The organism is Streptomyces sp. SLBN-8D4, from assembly GCF_049739545.1.
In the GTDB taxonomy this organism is placed as follows: Bacteria; Actinomycetota; Actinomycetes; order Streptomycetales; family Streptomycetaceae; genus Streptomyces; species Streptomyces canus_C.
The window spans coordinates 3,556,372-3,573,414 of record NZ_JBMGQC010000001.1 but is presented as its reverse complement, the minus strand read 5'-3'; the positions used below and the strand labels follow the sequence as shown (position 1 = coordinate 3,573,414).

14 protein-coding genes and 1 pseudogene are annotated in these 17,043 nt (G+C 69.1%); 9 read left to right on the top strand and 6 right to left on the bottom strand.

Features of this window, described 5'->3' with window-relative positions:
* Positions 1–42 precede the first annotated feature (42 nt).
* Positions 43–432: a VOC family protein gene (locus RKD20_RS15800; protein WP_424878279.1), complete on the top strand. Its 390-nt coding sequence runs from the start codon at positions 43–45 to the stop codon at positions 430–432.
* 34 nt (positions 433–466) lie between these two features.
* On the opposite strand, the gene RKD20_RS15795 is transcribed toward RKD20_RS15800, so the two are convergent.
* The 5 genes from RKD20_RS15795 to RKD20_RS15775 are packed head-to-tail and all read right to left on the bottom strand — an operon-like array spanning position 467 to position 6,332.
* The gene (locus RKD20_RS15795; RefSeq protein WP_424878278.1) at positions 467–1,501 is read right to left on the bottom strand and encodes an ABC transporter ATP-binding protein; all 1,035 of its coding nucleotides are present in this window, start codon (positions 1,499–1,501) and stop codon (positions 467–469) included.
* Complete coding sequence (locus RKD20_RS15790; RefSeq protein ID WP_424878277.1) at positions 1,498–2,496, bottom strand: ABC transporter ATP-binding protein; 999 nt, start codon at positions 2,494–2,496, stop codon at positions 1,498–1,500. Before RKD20_RS15790 ends, RKD20_RS15795 begins: the two co-directional genes overlap by 4 nt.
* Complete coding sequence (locus RKD20_RS15785; RefSeq protein ID WP_424878276.1) at positions 2,493–3,416, bottom strand: ABC transporter permease; 924 nt, start codon at positions 3,414–3,416, stop codon at positions 2,493–2,495. Before RKD20_RS15785 ends, RKD20_RS15790 begins: the two co-directional genes overlap by 4 nt.
* Positions 3,413–4,468 (bottom strand): ABC transporter permease, encoded by a 1,056-nt coding sequence (locus RKD20_RS15780; RefSeq protein ID WP_424878275.1) that lies wholly within the window; start codon positions 4,466–4,468, stop codon positions 3,413–3,415. The genes RKD20_RS15785 and RKD20_RS15780 overlap by 4 nt, the downstream gene beginning before the upstream one ends.
* Positions 4,461–6,332, bottom strand: coding sequence for an ABC transporter substrate-binding protein (locus RKD20_RS15775; RefSeq protein WP_424878274.1), 1,872 nt, complete (start codon positions 6,330–6,332; stop codon positions 4,461–4,463). Before RKD20_RS15775 ends, RKD20_RS15780 begins: the two co-directional genes overlap by 8 nt.
* 590 nt (positions 6,333–6,922) lie before the next feature.
* On the opposite strand from RKD20_RS15775, the gene RKD20_RS15770 reads away from it, so the two are divergent.
* The 5 genes from RKD20_RS15770 to RKD20_RS15750 all read left to right on the top strand — a co-directional run bounded on the left by RKD20_RS15770 (position 6,923) and on the right by RKD20_RS15750 (position 12,602).
* Complete coding sequence (locus RKD20_RS15770) at positions 6,923–8,566, top strand: peptide ABC transporter substrate-binding protein (protein ID WP_424878273.1); 1,644 nt, start codon at positions 6,923–6,925, stop codon at positions 8,564–8,566.
* A 7-nt stretch (positions 8,567–8,573) separates the two neighbouring features.
* Positions 8,574–9,497 carry an ABC transporter permease gene (locus RKD20_RS15765; RefSeq protein WP_020119715.1) on the top strand — a complete coding sequence of 308 codons (924 nt, stop codon included), beginning with the start codon at positions 8,574–8,576 and terminating at the stop codon, positions 9,495–9,497.
* On the top strand, positions 9,490–10,458 hold the full coding sequence (locus RKD20_RS15760; protein WP_424878272.1) for an ABC transporter permease: 969 nt from the start codon (positions 9,490–9,492) through the stop codon (positions 10,456–10,458). The genes RKD20_RS15765 and RKD20_RS15760 overlap by 8 nt, the downstream gene beginning before the upstream one ends.
* 139 nt (positions 10,459–10,597) lie before the next feature.
* On the top strand, positions 10,598–11,572 hold the full coding sequence (locus RKD20_RS15755) for an ABC transporter ATP-binding protein (RefSeq protein ID WP_424878271.1): 975 nt from the start codon (positions 10,598–10,600) through the stop codon (positions 11,570–11,572).
* A complete protein-coding gene (locus tag RKD20_RS15750) occupies positions 11,565–12,602 on the top strand; it encodes an ABC transporter ATP-binding protein (protein WP_424878270.1) in 1,038 nt (345 codons plus the stop codon). The genes RKD20_RS15755 and RKD20_RS15750 overlap by 8 nt, the downstream gene beginning before the upstream one ends.
* A 122-nt stretch (positions 12,603–12,724) precedes the next feature.
* On the opposite strand, the pseudogene RKD20_RS15745 reads toward RKD20_RS15750, so the two are convergent.
* A pseudogene (locus RKD20_RS15745) lies at positions 12,725–14,846 on the bottom strand (prolyl oligopeptidase family serine peptidase).
* A 188-nt stretch (positions 14,847–15,034) separates the two neighbouring features.
* On the opposite strand from RKD20_RS15745, the gene RKD20_RS15740 reads away from it, so the two are divergent.
* The 3 genes from RKD20_RS15740 (at position 15,035) to RKD20_RS15730 (ending at position 17,037) form a co-directional block, all read left to right on the top strand.
* Positions 15,035–15,229, top strand: a complete 195-nt coding sequence (locus RKD20_RS15740; RefSeq protein WP_007384493.1) for a hypothetical protein — start codon at positions 15,035–15,037, stop codon at positions 15,227–15,229.
* 133 nt (positions 15,230–15,362) lie between these two features.
* On the top strand, positions 15,363–15,767 hold the full coding sequence (locus RKD20_RS15735) for a hypothetical protein (protein WP_424878269.1): 405 nt from the start codon (positions 15,363–15,365) through the stop codon (positions 15,765–15,767).
* Positions 15,694–17,037 carry an HsdM family class I SAM-dependent methyltransferase gene (locus RKD20_RS15730; protein WP_424883226.1) on the top strand — a complete coding sequence of 448 codons (1,344 nt, stop codon included), beginning with the start codon at positions 15,694–15,696 and terminating at the stop codon, positions 17,035–17,037. Before RKD20_RS15735 ends, RKD20_RS15730 begins: the two co-directional genes overlap by 74 nt.
* Positions 17,038–17,043: the final 6 nt, after the last annotated feature.

Here is a 17,043-nt window from a genome sequence, read left to right as displayed (position 1 = left end):
CCCCGACGGGTGCCGGGATCCGGCCTTTTCGGAGAGCAACAGGTGCTGCACCACGTCGAACTGTGGGTCCCCGACCTCCCCCGCGCGGGCCGTGAATGGGGCTGGCTGCTCACCCGCCTCGGCTACGCGCCCTACCAGACCTGGGAGCACGGCCGCAGTTGGCGGCTGGGGCCGACGTATCTCGTCGTGGAGCGGTCACCGGCGCTGACCGGCACCCGGCACGAGCGCACCCGCCCCGGCCTCAACCACCTGGCGTTCCACGCCGGCGGCCGCGGTCAGGTCGACGTCCTGGCCGCCGAGGCCCCCGCCCACGGCTGGACACCCCTCTTCCCCGACCGGTACCCGCACGCGGGCGGCCCGCAGCACTACGCCGCCTACCTCGCCAACACGGACGGTTTCGAGGTGGAACTGGTGGCCGGAACCACGCCGTGACGGATCGCCCGGGTCGCCGTGACGGCCGCGTGGGTCACGCCGTGACAGTCGCCCGCGCCCAGTGACACGCCACCTGCGCCCCGCCGCCCCCCTCCAGCACCCCGGGATCCTCGTCCCGGCACGCCCCCGCGACGCCCGCGCGTTCCGCCTCCCCGCCGGCCAGGATCTGGCAGCGGGCGTGGAAGCGGCAGCCGGAGGGGATGCGGGACGGGTCCGGGGGCTCCCCGGTGAGGACGACCGGCGCCCCGGCGGCCTCCGGCAGCACCGACAGCAGCGCCTGCGTGTAGGGATGGCGCGGTGCCGTCAGCACCTGCTCCACGTCCCCCGTCTCCACGATCCGGCCCAGGTACATCACCGCCACCCGGTCGGCGATGTTCCAGGCCAGGCCCAGGTCGTGCGTCACCACCAGTGCGGACAGACCCAGTTCGGTGCGCAGGCGCAGCAGCAGGGCCAGGATCTCGCCGCGGACGGAGGCGTCCAGCGAGGCCACCGGCTCGTCGGCGACCAGGAGCTCGGGCTCCAGGACCAACGCACCCGCGATGACGACCCGTTGGCGCTGGCCGCCGGACAGTTCGTGCGGGTAGCGCAGGAAGAAGCGCTCGGGGGGACGCAGGCCCGCCCGGGACAGGGCCGCCGCCACGGTCGCCCGCTCGTCGCCGCGGTGGCCGTGGATCCGCAGACCCTCCGCCACCGCGTCGTACACGGTGTGTCGCGGGTTCAGTGATCCGGTCGGGTCCTGGAGGACCAGCTGGACGCGTCGGCGGTACGCCTTCAGGGTCCGGGCGGAGTACTCCAGCGGTTCCCCGCCGAAGCCGACCCGGCCCTCGGTGGGCCGGACCAGGCCCAGCAGGGCCCGGGCCAGCGTCGTCTTGCCGCAGCCCGACTCCCCGACCAAGGCCACGATCTCCCCGGCTCGGACGTCCAGTTCGACACCGTCCACGGCCCGAGCGGGCGGCCCACCGTGCCGGCCCGGGTAGGTGATGTGCAGCCCCTGGGCGCTCAGCAGGGGTGGAGCTGTGGGCGATGCCTCCGGGGACGGCACCGGTGTCGTCGTCCGCCGCTCGGTCATGTGCCGCTCCTCGCATCCTCGGCCGCGGGGGCCGGACCCGGCTCCGCCCCCCGCACATGCACACACGCCGCCCGCCGCCCCGCCCCCGTCTCCCGCAGGTCCTGGTCCTCCGCCGCGCAGGAGGGCAACGCGGCCGGGCAGCGGGGGTGGAAGGTGCAGCCGGTGGGGAGGGCGGAAGGGTCGGGGGGGTCGCCGGGGAGGCCGCGGGGGGCGAACCGGGAGGCCGGATCGCCGATGCGCGGGAAGGCGGCCGACAGAGCCTTGGCGTAGGGGTGGGCCGCGTTCTCGTAGACCTCCCGGGCGGGGCCCTCCTCGACCACCCGGCCCGCGTACATCACCGCGAGCCGGTCGCAGGTGTCGGCGAGGACCGCCAGATCGTGGCTGATCATCACCAGGCCCAGTTCCTGGTCGGTGACGAGCTGTTCGATCAGGCGCAGGATCTGTGCCTGGATCATCACGTCCAGCGCGGTGGTCGGTTCGTCGGCGATGATCAGGCGAGGGCCGCAGGCCAGCGCCATGGCGATCATGACGCGCTGACGCTGTCCCCCGGAGAGTTCGTGCGGGTACGCCGAGGCCCGCGCCGCCGGCAGGCCGACCTGCTCCAGGAGCTCGCCCGCCTGCCTCTTCGCCGCCGCCGCGGTGCCCTTGCGGTGCAGCAGGATCGGCTCGGCGATCTGGTCGCCTACGCGGTGCACGGGGTTCAGCGAGTGCATCGCCCCCTGGAAGACGATCGAGGCGCCCGCCCAGCGGACCGCCCGCACCCGGCCCCACCGCATCGTCAGCACGTCCTCGCCGTCCAGCAGGACCTGCCCGCCGACCCGGGCCCCGGCCGGCAGCAGCCGCAGCAACGCGAGCGCCAGCGTGGACTTGCCGCAGCCCGACTCGCCCGCGATGCCGAGCTTCCGCCCGGCTGCCAGGGACAGGTTCACGCCCCGGACGGCGGCGGCCCCGCCCGGGTAGGTCACTTCGAGGTTCCGCACCTCCAGCAAGGTCAACGGTCCACCCCCAGACGGGGATTGAGCACCGACTCCACCGCACGCCCGCACAGCGTGAACGCCAGCGCGACCGCGGCGATCGCGATGCCGGGCGGCACCAGGTACCACCAGTCCCCGGAACTCACCGCACCCGCCTCCCGCGCCTCCTGGAGCAGCCCGCCCCACGACACCACCGTCGGATCACCGAGCCCGAGGAACGCCAGCGTCGCCTCGGCGAGGATCGCGCTGGAGACCATCAGGGTCGCCTGTGCCAGCACCAGCGGCATCACGTTGGGCAGCACGTGCCGGGACATGACGTGCCCGTGACCGCCGCCCAGCGCCTTCGCGCGTTCGATGTACGGCCGTGACTCCACCGCCAGTGTCTGCGCCCGCACCAGCCGTGCGGTGGTCGGCCACGAGGTCACACCGATCGCGAGGATCACCGTGCCGAGCGAGCGGGACAGCACGGTGGCCAGCGCGATGGCGAGCACCAGCGTCGGCATCACCAGGAACCAGTCAGTGACCCGCATCAGCACGGTCGCGTACCAGCCCTTGAAGTGCCCGGCCGTGACGCCGACCAGCGCGCCGATCGCCACCGACAGCACCGCCGCCAGCAGCCCCACCAGCAGTGAGACGCGCGAGCCCCACACCAGCAGGCCCAGCAGGTCGCGCCCGAACCGGTCGGTGCCCAGCGGGAACTCGCCGCTCGGGCTCTCCATCGGCTGCCCCGGCGCGTCCGTCGCCCCCGCCACGTCGGAGCCGACGGTGAGCGGCGCGGTCAGCGCGACCAGCGCGAACAGGGTGAGCGCGGCCAGGCCGACCAGTCCGGCGCGGTGGGTGCGGTACTCCGCCCAGAACCGGACGGCGGACCGACGGCGGCGCTGCCAGGCGAGCCGGCGCGGGCCGGCACCGGTGACCGGGGCCGGGATGCCGGTCGTCATCGGCCCACCCGCGGGTCGAGCAGCGGATAGGCCAGGTCGGCCAGTGTGTTCATGATGATCACCGCCGCGGCGAAGAAGAGGAACAGGCCCTGGACCAACGGCAGGTCGGGCACGCTCAGGGCCTGGTAGAACAGTCCGCCGAGACCGGGCCAGGAGAACACGGTCTCGACGAGGATCACTCCCGCCACTGTCCGGCCGAGATTGACGAAGACCAGCGTCACCGTCGGCAACAGCGCGTTCGGTACGGCATGCCGGCGCCGGACCAGATCGTCCCGCAGACCCTTGGCGCGCGCGGTGGTCAGATAGTCGCTGCCCATCTCGTCGAGCAGCGCCGACCGGGTGACCAGCAGGGTCTGCCCGTACTCGACCGAGACCAGCGTGACGACGGGGAGGATCAGATGGTGGGCCACGTCGAGGACGTACGCGAAGCCCTCCTCGCCGCCCGACTCCATGCCACCGGTGGGGAACAGCCCCGGGATCGGGCCGATGCCCACCGAGAACACGATGATGAGCAGCAGGCCCAGCCAGAATGACGGGACGGAGTACAGGGTCAGGGCGAGACCGGTGTTCAGCCGGTCGCCGAGCCGGCCGTGACGCCAGGCCGCGCGGGTGCCGAGGAGGATGCCCAGCGTGGTGTACAGGACGAAGGCCGTGCCGGTCAGCAGCAGCGTGTTCGGCAGGGCCTCGCCGATCTTGTCGACGACCGGGGCGTGGAACTGGTACGACGTGCCCAGGTCGCCGGTGAGCGCCTTGCCGCAGTAGTCGGTGAACTGCTGCCACAACGGCAGGTCCAGCCCGAACTCCCGCCGGTAGGCCGCCAGTTGCTCGGCGGACACCGGGCGGCCGCCGGTCATGGTCTTGACCGGGTCGCCCGGGATCAGCCGGAACAGGAAGAAGCCGGTGACGAGCACGGCGAGCAGGGACACGACGGCGCCGCCGACCTTGCCGGCGCCGTAACGGACGTACGCGGTCGTGGTGCGCGCCCTGGGGGTGCGGACGCGGACCGCCGGTTCGGCGAGGGCCTCGGCGGCGATCTTCCCGGCGCTACTCACGGTCTTCCGCGGTGGCCCGGCGGCGCATCGCGAAGAACACGCCGGCGCCCACGACGACCACGGCGGCCACGATCCCGCCGATGACGATCCCGGTGGAGCCGGAGCCGTCGGAGGAGCCGTCCGAGGCGGCGGGGACCGCCGACCACCAGCTCCAGTAGCCGTCCTGGCCGTAGATGTTGCCCGCCGCGCTCGGCATCGTCCGGATCGACTTGATCTGGTCGGTCCGGTAGGCCTCCACGGCGTTCGGGTACGCCATGACGTTCATGTACCCCAGGTCGTACAGCCGCGACTCCATCTGCTTCACGATCGTGGCCCGTTCGGCGGGGTCGTACTCGGCGAGCTGACGCGCGTACAGGCTGTCGTACTGCTTGTCGCAGATGAAGTTGTCGGTGGCGCCGGTGTCCTTCGGGGTGGCGGGCAGGGCCGCGCAGGTGTGGATGGACAGCACGAAGTCCGGGTCGGGGTTGACGGACCAGCCGTCGAAGGCGAGGTCGTAGTTGCCGGCGAGCCAGGGGTCGGTGACGTTGTCCAGGCAGTCGAGGGTGACGCCGATGCCGAGCTTGCTCCACCACTCCGTCAGGTACTGGCCGACCGCCTTGTCGTTCGGGTCGGTGGCGTGGCACAGGACGCGGTACGTGATCGGCTTGCCGTCCTTGCCGAGGCGCTTGCCGGAGCTGTTCTTCCTGTAGCCCGCCTGGTCGAGGAGCTGGGCGGCCTTCGCGGGGTCGTAGGCGAGTTCCTGGCTCGGCGAGGGCTTCCAGAAGTACTGCGAGAACCGCGGTGGGATGTACCCCTGGCCCTCCACGGCGTGCCCCTGGAACACCTTGTCGATGACGGCCTTGCGGTCGACTGCCATGAACAGGGCGTGCCGGACCCGCTCGTCCAGCAGGGAAGGGTCGCCGTCGCCGAACTTCTGACCGTTCTTCGCCCTGGCGCCCGGGTTGGTGGCGAGGGCGTAGAAGCGGCGACCGGGGGCGTCGTTGACGTGGATGTTCTCTGCGTTCTTGAGGGAGGCCGCCTGGGCGGGCGTCAGCGAAGGGGAGCCCGCTACGAAGGAGACCTCGCCTTTGCGCAGGGCGGCTACGGCGGCGTCCTGGTCCTTGTAGTAGCGGAAGAGCAGTTCGTCGAACTTGGGAGCCCCACGCCAGAAACTCTTGTTCGCCTTGAGGCGCACGTAGCCGTCAGGCTTGTAGCCGGTGAGGATGAACGGCCCGTTCCCGACTACGGGGAAGCTCTTGTCGTTGTTGAACTTGGAGAAGTCACCGACCTTCTCCCATTGGTGCTTGGGCACGATCGGCACGTCGAGGGCTGTCATCGTGGCCTGCGGCTTCTTCAGCTTGATGACCAGTTTGGTAGGGCTTGGGGCGGTGACCTTCTCGAAGTTGGCGACGAAGCTGCCGTTGGCGGTGGCGGCGCCCTCATCGGTCATCATCGTGTTGAACGTCCAGGCCGCGTCCTCGGCGGTGGCCTGCTGTCCGTCCGACCACTTGGAGTTCGAGCGGATCGTGTAGGTCCAGGTCAGCTTGTCCGAGGACGACTGCCACTTGGTGGCCAGGCCCGGGATCGTACGGGCGTTCGTGGGATCGTAGTTGGTCAGGTACTCGTACATCAGCCGGTGGATGCTGGTGCTGAGCAGCCGGCTGGCCAGGAACGGGCTCAGCGAGTCGACGCTCTGCGCGACGGCGACGGTGAGGACCTTGTCACCGTCCGCGGCGGAAGCCTGCTGAGGGGCCGGGTTGAGCGGGGTCGCGAGTCCGGCCAATGACGTCAGCGCGGCGGCACCGGCTACGGCGACGAGCCTGGCAACGCGCGGTCGTAATCTTCTCGAGCTCGGAAAGCCGCTGCCGTGGACTGGTGTGCTCATAGGTCGTGACCTCGCGTCATCGCTTGCACAGGGACGGCTTGTTCGGACCGGTGATTGATGAGTGTGTCTACCAGTGGCGGTCTGGGCTCGTCAACGGCGCCTGAGAGCCCGTGTGGCCTGCGGAAACAGCGAAACGACGACCACGGAACAGTCATTGGTCCATATCGGTGAAAGGCCCCTGGTGGAGCCATGACGGTGAGTCGCCGCGATGTCGGCGCGACTTCCCCCTGCCGGAAAGGATCCTTGGGACGCAGGTCCGATACGGCGACGACGTCGCCCTGAGCGCGTTCCACGAGCAGCCCGATTTCCGCGCTGTCCGTTCCTCGTGACGGAGTGTCACGTAGCGCCTCGGCGCACGTTCGTCCGCTCCCCGGGCAGCGGCGCTCCTGGCCTGCCGGACCAGGCCGCGGAAGCGGGTCCCGTCGGTCTTTCGCCGGTGACCCCGAGGAGCCTCTGACCTCGTATTCAGGCAGGCATGACACCTAATGGGTGGAATAAGTGGCGTTTATTGTCAAGTGGGCCGATATTTTTTCCATACTTGATCAGTAGCCCGGCGCTGGCGGCACAGCGCACTCACGAGGAGGCACTCCATGCGTGGAGCCACGCACGCCAGATGGGCCGCATGCGCGGCGGCGGTAGCCCTCGCGGCGACGGCCTGCGGTGGTGGGGGCAGTGGCAGCGACAGTGGCGGCAGTGGTGACGGCGGCGCGGTGCTGAGCTCCTCGTGGGGCGACCCGCAGAACCCGCTGGAGCCGGCCAACACCAATGAGGTGCAGGGCGGCAAGGTCCTCGACATGATCTTCCGCAGCCTGAAGAAGTACAACCCGGAGACCGGCAAGGCCGAGGACATGCTCGCCGAGAAGATCGACACGAGCGACTCGCAGAACTTCACGGTCACCGTCAAGGACGGCTGGACCTTCAGCAACGGCGAGAAGGTCACCGCCCAGTCGTTCGTGGACGCCTGGAACTACGGGGCCTCCCTGAAGAACAACCAGAAGAACGCCTACTTCTTCGGCTACATCGACGGCTACGACAAGACGCACCCCGACGACGGCAGCAAGCAGACCGCCGACACCCTCTCCGGACTGAAGGTCACCGGCCCGAGGACCTTCACCATCAAGCTCAGCCAGAAGTTCTCGACCTTCCCCGACACCCTCGGCTACCCGGCCTACGCGCCACTCCCGCAGGCCTTCTTCAAGGACCACTCCGGCTGGCTGAAGAAGCCGGTCGGCAACGGGCCGTACACCATCGACTCGTACACCAAGGGCTCGCAGATGGCCCTGAAGAAGTGGGACGGCTACAACGGCCCGGACAAGGCACAGAACGGCGGGGTGACCCTCAAGGTCTACACCGACAACAACACCGCCTACACCGACCTCATGGCCGGCAACCTCGACCTCGTCGACGACGTCCCGGCCGCCCAGCTCAAGAACGTCAAGAACGACCTCGGCGGCCGCTACATCAACACCCCGGCCGGCATCATCCAGACCCTCGCCTTCCCGTTCTACGACAAGAACTGGAACAGGGCCGGGGCGGAGAAGGTCCGCACCGGACTCTCCCGCGCGATCGACCGCGACCAGATCACCCAGACCATCTTCCAGAAGACCCGTACCCCGGCCACCGACTGGACCTCCCCGGTCCTCGGCAAGGAGGGCGGCTTCCAGGACGGGCTGTGCGGGGACGCCTGCGACTACGACCCCGCCGCGGCCAAGAAGCTCATCAAGGAGGGCGGCGGGCTCCCCGGCGGCCAGATCAAGATCACGTACAACGCGGACACCGGCTCCCACAAGCAGTGGGTCGACGCCGTCTGCAACTCCATCAACAACGCGCTCGGCAACGACAAGGCCTGCGTCGGCAACCCCGTCGGCACCTTCGCCGACTTCCGCAGCCAGATCACCGCGAAGAAGATGAGCGGCCCGTTCCGGGCGGGCTGGCAGATGGACTACCCGCTCATCCAGAACTTCCTCCAGCCGCTCTACTACACCAACGCCTCCTCCAACGACGGCAAGTGGTCCAACAAGGACTTCGACAAGCTCGTGAACGAGGCCAACGCCGAGACCGACACCACCAAGGCCATCGAGAAGTTCCAGGCGGCCGAGAAGGTCGTACGGGACAACATGGCCGCCATCCCGCTCTGGTACCAGAACGGCAGCGCGGGCTACTCGGAGCGGCTCTCGAACGTGAAGCTCAACCCGTTCAGCGTCCCCGTCTACAACGAGATCAAGGTCGGCTGACCCCGCCATGGGACGGTACGTCGTCCGGCGTCTGCTCCAGATGATCCCGGTGTTCATCGGGTCGACCCTGCTGATCTTCCTCATGGTGAACGTGATGGGCGACCCCATCGCGGGCCTGTGCGGCGACAAGCAGTGCGACGCGGCGACGTCTGCCCAGCTCAAGAAGGAGTTCGGCCTCGACAAGCCGGTCTGGCAGCAGTACCTGACCTACATGGGGCACGTCTTCACCGGCGACTTCGGCACCGCGTTCAACGGCCAGAAGGTCACCGAGCTGATGGCGACGGCGTTCCCCGTGACCATCCGGCTGACGATCGTCGCGATCCTCATCGAGATCGTCGTCGGCATCACCCTGGGCGTGATCACCGGACTCAAGCGCGGCCGGCCCGTCGACACGTCCGTCCTCCTCCTCAGCCTCGTCGTGATCTCCGTCCCCACCTTCGTCACCGGTCTGCTGCTCCAGCTGCTCCTCGGCGTCGAGTGGGGCTGGATCAAACCCTCGGTGTCCACGGACGCCGGCTTCGGCGAGCTGATCGTGCCGGGCCTGGTCCTCGCGTCCGTGTCACTGGCGTACGTCACCCGGCTGACCCGCACGTCCATCGCGGAGAACAGGCGGTCCGACTACGTCCGTACGGCGGTGGCGAAGGGGCTGCCGAGACAGCGGGTCATCGTGCGGCACCTGCTGCGCAACTCGCTCATCCCCGTCGTCACCTTCATCGGCACCGACATCGGCGCCCTGATGGGCGGGGCGATCGTCACCGAGCGCATCTTCAACATCCACGGCGTCGGCTACCAGCTCTACCAGGGCATCCTGCGCCAGAACACCCAGACCGTGGTCGGCTTCGTCACGGTCCTCGTCCTGGTGTTCCTGGTGGCCAACCTGCTCGTCGACCTTCTGTACGCCGTCCTCGACCCCAGGATCCGCTATGCCTGAGTCCCAGGAACCAGAGGGCGCCATCGCCGGGACCGGAGCGGGGGGTGCGATGGATCTCGCGGTGAGCGAGGCGACCACCCTGGAGAAGGGCCCCGACGGTGCGGGCCCCCAGGACAGGCCCCGCTCCCTGTGGTCCGACGCCTGGCGCGACCTGCGCCGCAACCCCGTCTTCATCGTCTCCGCCCTGGTGATCGTCTTCCTGGTCGTCATCTCCCTGTGGCCGTCGCTGATCGCGTCGCAGAACCCGCTGAAGTGCGACCTGTCCAAGGCCCAGGAAGGCTCGCAGCCGGGGCATCCCTTCGGCTTCGACGGCCAGGGCTGCGACGTCTACACGCGCACGGTGTACGGCGCCCGTACGTCGGTGACGGTCGGCGTCTGCGCCACGCTGGGCGTCGCGATCCTCGGGTCGGTCCTCGGCGGCCTGGCCGGGTTCTTCGGCGGCTTCTCGGACTCGATCCTGTCCCGTACGACCGACATCTTCTTCGCGATCCCCGTGGTCCTCGGCGGCCTGGTGCTCCTGTCGGTCGTCACCAGCAGCACGGTGTGGCCGGTCATCGGGTTCATGGTGCTGCTGGGCTGGCCGCAGATCTCCCGCATCGCGCGCGGCTCGGTCATCACCGCCAAGCAGAACGACTACGTCCAGGCGGCGAGGGCCCTGGGCGCCTCCAACTCCCGCCTGCTGCTCCGCCACATCGCCCCGAACGCGGTCGCCCCGGTGATCGTCGTGGCGACCATCGCGCTCGGCACGTACATCTCGCTGGAGGCGACCCTGTCGTACCTTGGCGTGGGTCTCAAGCCCCCCACGGTCAGCTGGGGCATCGACATCTCAGCGGCCTCGGCCTACATCCGCAACGCCCCCCACATGCTCCTCTGGCCCGCCGGAGCCCTCGCCGTCACGGTCCTCGCCTTCATCATGCTGGGCGACGCGGTCCGCGACGCCCTCGACCCGAAGCTGAGGTGAGCGGACGTGCCGGTGAGCACAGGCGAGGGGCGCCACTCCAAGCCGCGGCCGTCGCAGACCTCGCCGGTCACCGTGCAGGCACCCTCCCGCCCGCCGACGCGGCCCGCGACGCCCCGACCGGAAGCTGAGGTGAGTCTCCGTGCTGCTCGAAGTGCGTGATCTGCAGGTGGAGTTCAGGACCAGGGACGGGGTGGCCAAGGCGGTCAACGGGGTCGACTACGCGGTGGACGCGGGGGAGACCCTCGCGGTGCTCGGGGAGTCAGGGTCGGGGAAGTCGGTGACCGCGCAGGCGATCATGGGGATCCTCGACATGCCCCCCGGCAGGATCACCGGCGGCGAGATCCTCTTCCAGGGCCGGGACCTGCTGAAGCTGAAGGAGGACGAGCGGCGCAGGATCCGCGGCGCCGAGATGGCGATGATCTTCCAGGACGCGCTGTCCTCCCTCAACCCCGTGCTCTCCGTCGGGGACCAGCTCGGCGAGATGTTCGTCGTGCACCGGGGCATGTCGAGGAAGGACGCGCGGGCCAAGGCCGTCGAGCTGATGGACCGGGTGCGCATTCCGGCCGCCAGGGAGCGCGTGAAGGACTACCCGCACCAGTTCTCCGGCGGCATGCGCCAACGCATCATGATCGCGATGGCACTCGCGTTGGAACCCGCGCTGATCATCGCCGACGAACCGACCACCGCGCTCGACGTCACCGTCCAGGCCCAGGTGATGGAGCTGCTCGCCGAGCTCCAGCGCGAGTACCACATGGGCCTCATCCTCATCACCCACGACCTCGGCGTCGTCGCGGACGTGGCCGACCGGATCGCCGTCATGTACGCCGGACGGATCGTCGAGCAGGCTCCCGTGCACGACATCTACAAGGCGCCCGCCCACCCCTACACCCGCGGACTCCTCGACTCCATCCCCCGTCTCGACCAGAAGGGGCAGGAGCTGTACGCGATCAAGGGACTGCCGCCCAACTTGATGCACATCCCGCCGGGTTGCGCGTTCAACCCCCGCTGCCCGATGGCCCGGGACGTGTGCCGTACGGACGTACCGCCTCTGTACGAAGTCGACGACAGACGGACCAGTGCCTGTCACTTCTGGACGGAGTGCCTCAATGGTTGAGCCGATCCTGGAAGTGGGTGGACTGGTCAAGCACTACCCGTTGACCCAGGGCATCCTGTTCAAGAAACAGGTCGGTGCCGTCAAGGCCGTGGACGGTGTGGACTTCACGCTCCACAAGGGAGAGACCCTGGGGATCGTCGGGGAGTCCGGCTGCGGCAAGTCGACCGTCGCCAAGATGCTGGTCAATCTGGAGCGGCCGACGCAAGGGTTGATCAAGTACAAGGGCGAGGACATCACCAAGCTCTCCGGCAAGGCCCTCAAGTCGGTCCGCCGCAACATCCAGATGGTCTTCCAGGACCCGTACACCTCCCTCAACCCCCGGATGACGGTCGGCGACATCATCGGTGAGCCGTACGACATCCACCCCGAGGTGGCCCCCAAGGGCGACCGGCGCAAGAAGGTCCAGGACCTGCTGGACGTCGTGGGCCTCAACCCCGAGTACATCAACCGCTATCCGCACCAGTTCTCCGGCGGCCAGCGCCAGCGCATCGGCATCGCCCGCGGACTGGCCCTGCGCCCCGAGGTCATCGTCGCCGACGAACCGGTCTCCGCCCTCGACGTCTCCGTCCAGGCCCAGGTGATCAACCTCCTCGACCGGCTCCAGAGCGAGTTCGAGCTGTCGTACCTCTTCATCGCGCACGACCTGTCGATCGTCCGGCACATCTCGGACCGGGTCGGGGTGATGTACCTCGGGCGGATCGTGGAGATCGGCCGGGACGCGGAGATCTACGACCATCCGACGCATCCCTACACCCAGGCGCTGCTGTCCGCCGTGCCGGTGCCCGACCCGGAGGCCCGCGAGCACCGAGAGCGGATCATCCTCACCGGCGACGTCCCGTCCCCGACCGACATCCCGTCCGGCTGCCGCTTCCGCACCCGCTGCTGGAAGGCCCAGGAGCGCTGCGCCCTGGAGGTCCCGGCGCTCGCGGTGCCGGCGGAGTTCCGGCTCACGAGCGGACCGGCCGCGCACGACTCGGCGTGCCACTTCGCGGAGGAGAAGCAGGTCGTACCGGCGGAGGAGACGGAGTAACACGGAGGCAACTCGGCCGACCCGGTTCCGATATACGGACGCGTCAGTCTCTAAGACGTACGGCCGTGCGGGTGCCGTAAGCGGGCCGGGACGCGCCATGTCGTCCCGGCCCGCTGCCGTGCCTACGCCATTCCCAACGACCGCTTCAGGAAGTCCAGCTGAAGTCGCAGCAGGTTCTCCGCGACCGTCTCCTGCGGGGTCATGTGGGTCACGCCGGACAGGGGCAGCACCTCGTGCGGGCGGCCCGCGGCCAGCAGGGCCGAGGACAGGCGCAGGGAGTGGGCGACCACCACGTTGTCGTCCGCGAGGCCGTGGATGATCATCATCGGGCGGTGCGGTTCGGCCGCGTCGACCAGACCCTCGTCGTCGACCAGCGAGTTGCGGCGGTAGACCTCCGGCTGTTCGTCCGGGTGGCCGAGGTAGCGCTCCTGGTAGTGGGTGTCGTACAGGCGCAGATCGGTGACCGGGGCGCCGACCACCGCCGCGTGGAAGACGTCCGGGCGGCGCAGTGCCGCGAGGGCCGCCAGATAGCCGCCGAAGGACCAGCCGCGGATCGCGACCCGGGAGAGGTCCAGAGGGAAGTCCTCGGCGAGCGCCTGGAGCGCGTCGACCTGGTCCTGGAGGGTCACCGCCGCGAGGTCGTCCCGGACGGCCTTCTCCCAGGCGGGGGAGCGGCCCGGGGTGCCCCGGCCGTCGGCCACGACGACCGCGAAGCCCTGGTCGGCGAACCACTGCGAGGTGAGGTGCGGGTTGTGCGCGGCGACCACCCGCTGTCCGTGCGGACCCCCGTACGGGTCGAGCAAAACCGGAAGGGGGCTGTCACCGGCGTAGTCCTGCGGCATAAGCACGGCGCACGGGATCCTGCGTGCGCCCCCCTCGGTGAGCGTCACGCGCGGGGTCAAACCGGGATCTTCCGCGTATGACGTGACAGTCGCCGTCTCCTTGCCGTCGCGCAGTACCCGCGCGCGGGCGCCCGGCCGGTCGAGGGTCGCCGACACCAGCACGGTCACGCCCCCGGCGCGCACCGCCGAGTGCACGCCGGGCTCCTGCGACAAGCGCTCCACTCCGAGCTCGTTCACCCGGTAGACGTGCACCTCGCCCAGCTCCGGGGACTCGGCCTCCGTGCCGGCCGACGCCGAGACCAGCACGTCGTCCCGGGTGACGTCCAGCACCGCGCGGATGTGCAACTGCGGTCCCGTCAGCGGCCGTTCACCGACCGCGAGCACCCGCGCGCCGCCCTCGTCGGCGATTCGCACGAGCTGCCCCGAGGGGCTCCAGCAGGGCACTCCAGGGAAAAGATCCAGCCAAGTTGGATCTTCGTCCGCGTGCACCATCCGGGTCGCGCCGGACTCCGGGTCCACCGCCAGATACAGCTGACTGCGCTGGTCGCGCGCCTGTACGAGCAACAGCGGGGCACCCGCGGCTGACCAGTGCACATGGGCCAGATACGGATACCGCTTCCGGTCCCAGGAGACCTCCGTGCGCGTCCCGTCCAGAGCGATCACGAACAGCCGTACGTCCGCGTTGGGGGTGCCCGCGGCCGGGTACGGGACGTGGTGTGGCTCACGCTCCGGGTGGGCCGGATCGGAGATCCACCAGCGCCGCACCGGCGTGTCGTCCACGCGCGCGACCAGCAGCCGATCGGACTGCGGCGACCACCAGAAGCCCCGTGAGCGGCCCATCTCCTCGGCCGCGATGAACTCCGCGAGGCCGTAGGTGACCTGATCCGACTCCGGAGCGGCCAGCGTCCGGTCGTCCTCGCCCTCGGCGCCCACGACCCGCCAGGGAACCCCGGGCGACGTACGCGACGTGCCGTCCGTCGGGGGCCGGGCGGGGGTCGATCACCGGTCCGGAGACGGGCAGTTCACGTGCCGTCCCGGCCCGCAGCTCCGCCGTGAAAAGCCGCCCTGACAAGGCGAAAGAGGCCAACTCGACCGCCGCGTCGGTGGCATAGCCGACGATGCCGGCACCGCCCTCGCGGCTGCGCTCGCGGCGCGCCCGCTCCGCGGCCGACAGGCGCTCCTCGGTGCCGCCCAGGAGGGCACGCGGGTCGGCCGCCACGCGCTCCCCGCCGTCCGCCGCGTCGAGCACCCACAGCGAATTGGCCCGGTTCGTGCCCGAGTTCGAGCGCAGGAACACGACACGCGATCCGTCGGGCGCCACGGTGAACGCGCGCGGCGCGCCGACGGTGAAGCGCTGGGTGCGGGCGTGCCGGCGGGGAAAGGAGTCAGGCTCGGTCGTCATGCCTCGACCATATTGGCCATGCGCCCCCTTGTGCGGCCGTGCGCCGACGGATGCGCAGGCCCGGATAGTTATGATCACTACCGCATAGTGGGTATGAATCCGCTGGCTGCTGTATGGATTTATCTGCCCCCATAGTTCCGTTCCCGTCCGACCCCCCACGTCCCTGGGTTCTTTGGAGGTGAGCCGCCGTGGCACTCTCGATTTCGGCGGTGGTGCTGCTGGCGATCATCGTCTTCTTGTTGGTCAAGAAGTCGGGCTTGAAGGGCGGTCACGCGGTCGTGTGCATCCTGCTCGGCTTCTATCTCGCGGCTTCCTCGATCGCACCGACGATCAGTGAGCTGACGACCAACATCGCGGGCATGATCGGCAGTATCAAGTTCTGACCCGTCCCGGCACTCGGGCTCCGGACCGTGAGTGACCGGAGCCCGCCCCATGCCGACCTGCTCCGTTCCTTCGTGGTTCCCGGCTCCGTAAGCTTGGCGGATCCAGGACAGGCGAGGGACGGGGCAGCGGCGCGTGGACACGGACAACGTTGACGATCGACTCCGGAAGCTGGCGAAGGCTTCGCCCAACTTCGGACGGTTGTACGGGTACCAGCCCCTCCTGGCCATCTACGGCTCGCAGGCGGAACTCACCGTCCTGACCAATCCGAACGCCGCCTACGTCAGCGCCGGGCAGTTCGGCGAGGTCCTGGCCGAGGAGTTCGTCACCCGTACCGGCACGCGGGTCGAGGGCACGACCCAGTTCGACCGCCTCAACGCCCTCACGCGGGCCGGGGTGCTCGTCGGCTGGAGTCGTGAGGCGTTCGACAAGCTGCGCCGGGGCCGCAACGACGCCGCGCACAACCATCTCTTCGACACGACGAAGGCGCGAAGCCCTGGAGAAGCACTACGAGGCCACTCTCGAACACCTCGGCAGTAAGCCCAACACCACCATCGGCACGATCTTCGCCGACGCCCAGAACCGGATCACCAAACCGGCCCTCCTGGAGAAGCTGGTCGTCGAGCTGATCGGCCGCGAAGAGTGGACGATGACCGGCACGGACCTCAAGGGCGACGCCTATGAGGGCCTGCTGGCCAAGGGTGCGTCGGACACCAAGACTGGCGCCGGCCAGTACTTCACCCCCCGCGCCCTCATTGACGCCATGATCGACGTCACCCGGCCGTGCCCGGCCGACACCATCACAGACCCGGCCGGCGGCACCGGCGGTTTCCTTATCGCGGCCCACGCCTACATCCGCGACCACCACATGAAGAAGATGTCGTTGGACGAGCGGAAGGCCTACGACGAAGGTCGCAAGATCTGGGGCAACGAACTTGTCACCGGCACCGCCCGCCTCGCCGCGATGAATATGCTCCTCCACGGCATCGGCAAGAGCGACGGCCCCAGCCTCATCCATATCGGCGACGCTCTGGCGGACAAACCCAGCGGCAAGCACGCCACCCTGGTCCTCGCGAATCCTCCCTTCGGCCGCAAGTCCGCGATCACGGTCATCGGCCAGGACGGCGAGGTAGAGAAGGAGGACATCCAGTACGACCGCGACGACTTCACCGCGACCACGACCAACAAGCAGCTGAACTTCCTCCAGCACATCATGTCGCTGACAGCGATCAACGGCCGAGCCGCAGTCGTCCTTCCTGACAACGTCCTCTTCGAGGGCGGCGCCGGTGAAAAGGTTCGCCGTAAGTTGCTGAACGAGTTCGACCTGCACACCATCCTGAGACTGCCCACCGGCATCTTCTATGCCGGCGGCGTCAAGGCCAATGTCCTCTTCTTCGACAAGAAGCCCCCGCGCGCCGACGGCAAACCGATCACGACCGAGACCTGGGTCTATGACTTCCGTACCGGCCAGCACTTCACGCTCAAGCAGCGCCCGCTGACCCGTGCCCACCTCGACGACTTCGTGGCGGCCTACCGGGCAGGTGAGCCGCGCTCGTCCCGCGTTGAATCCGAGGACGAGAACGGGCCCTTCAAGAAGTACGGTTACGAGGACCTGATCGCCCGCGACAAGGTCAACCTCGACATCACGTGGATGAAGGACCCTGCGCTCGACGACGCCGACAGTGGTCTGTCGCCCGAGGAGATCGCCGAGGAGATCGTCCGTGACCTTCAGTCCGCGCTGATCGAGTTCACTGCCATCGCGCGCTCTCTCGGCGGCGAGGTCGATGTTCCGGAGGCCGAGGTCGAGTAACGGACC

Bases quoted from the DNA above. Each gene is read 5' to 3' on its own strand.
- RKD20_RS15795 (WP_424878278.1), bottom strand. From the start codon at position 1,501: ATGACCGAGCGGCGGACGACGACACCGGTGCCGTCCCCGGAGGCATCG.
- RKD20_RS15785 (WP_424878276.1), bottom strand. From the start codon at position 3,416: ATGACGACCGGCATCCCGGCCCCGGTCACCGGTGCCGGCCCGCGCCGG.
- RKD20_RS15775 (WP_424878274.1), bottom strand. From the start codon at position 6,332: ATGAGCACACCAGTCCACGGCAGCGGCTTTCCGAGCTCGAGAAGATTA.
- RKD20_RS15770 (WP_424878273.1), top strand. From the start codon at position 6,923: ATGCGTGGAGCCACGCACGCCAGATGGGCCGCATGCGCGGCGGCGGTA.
- RKD20_RS15765 (WP_020119715.1), top strand. From the start codon at position 8,574: ATGGGACGGTACGTCGTCCGGCGTCTGCTCCAGATGATCCCGGTGTTC.
- RKD20_RS15760 (WP_424878272.1), top strand. From the start codon at position 9,490: ATGCCTGAGTCCCAGGAACCAGAGGGCGCCATCGCCGGGACCGGAGCG.
- RKD20_RS15750 (WP_424878270.1), top strand. From the start codon at position 11,565: ATGGTTGAGCCGATCCTGGAAGTGGGTGGACTGGTCAAGCACTACCCG.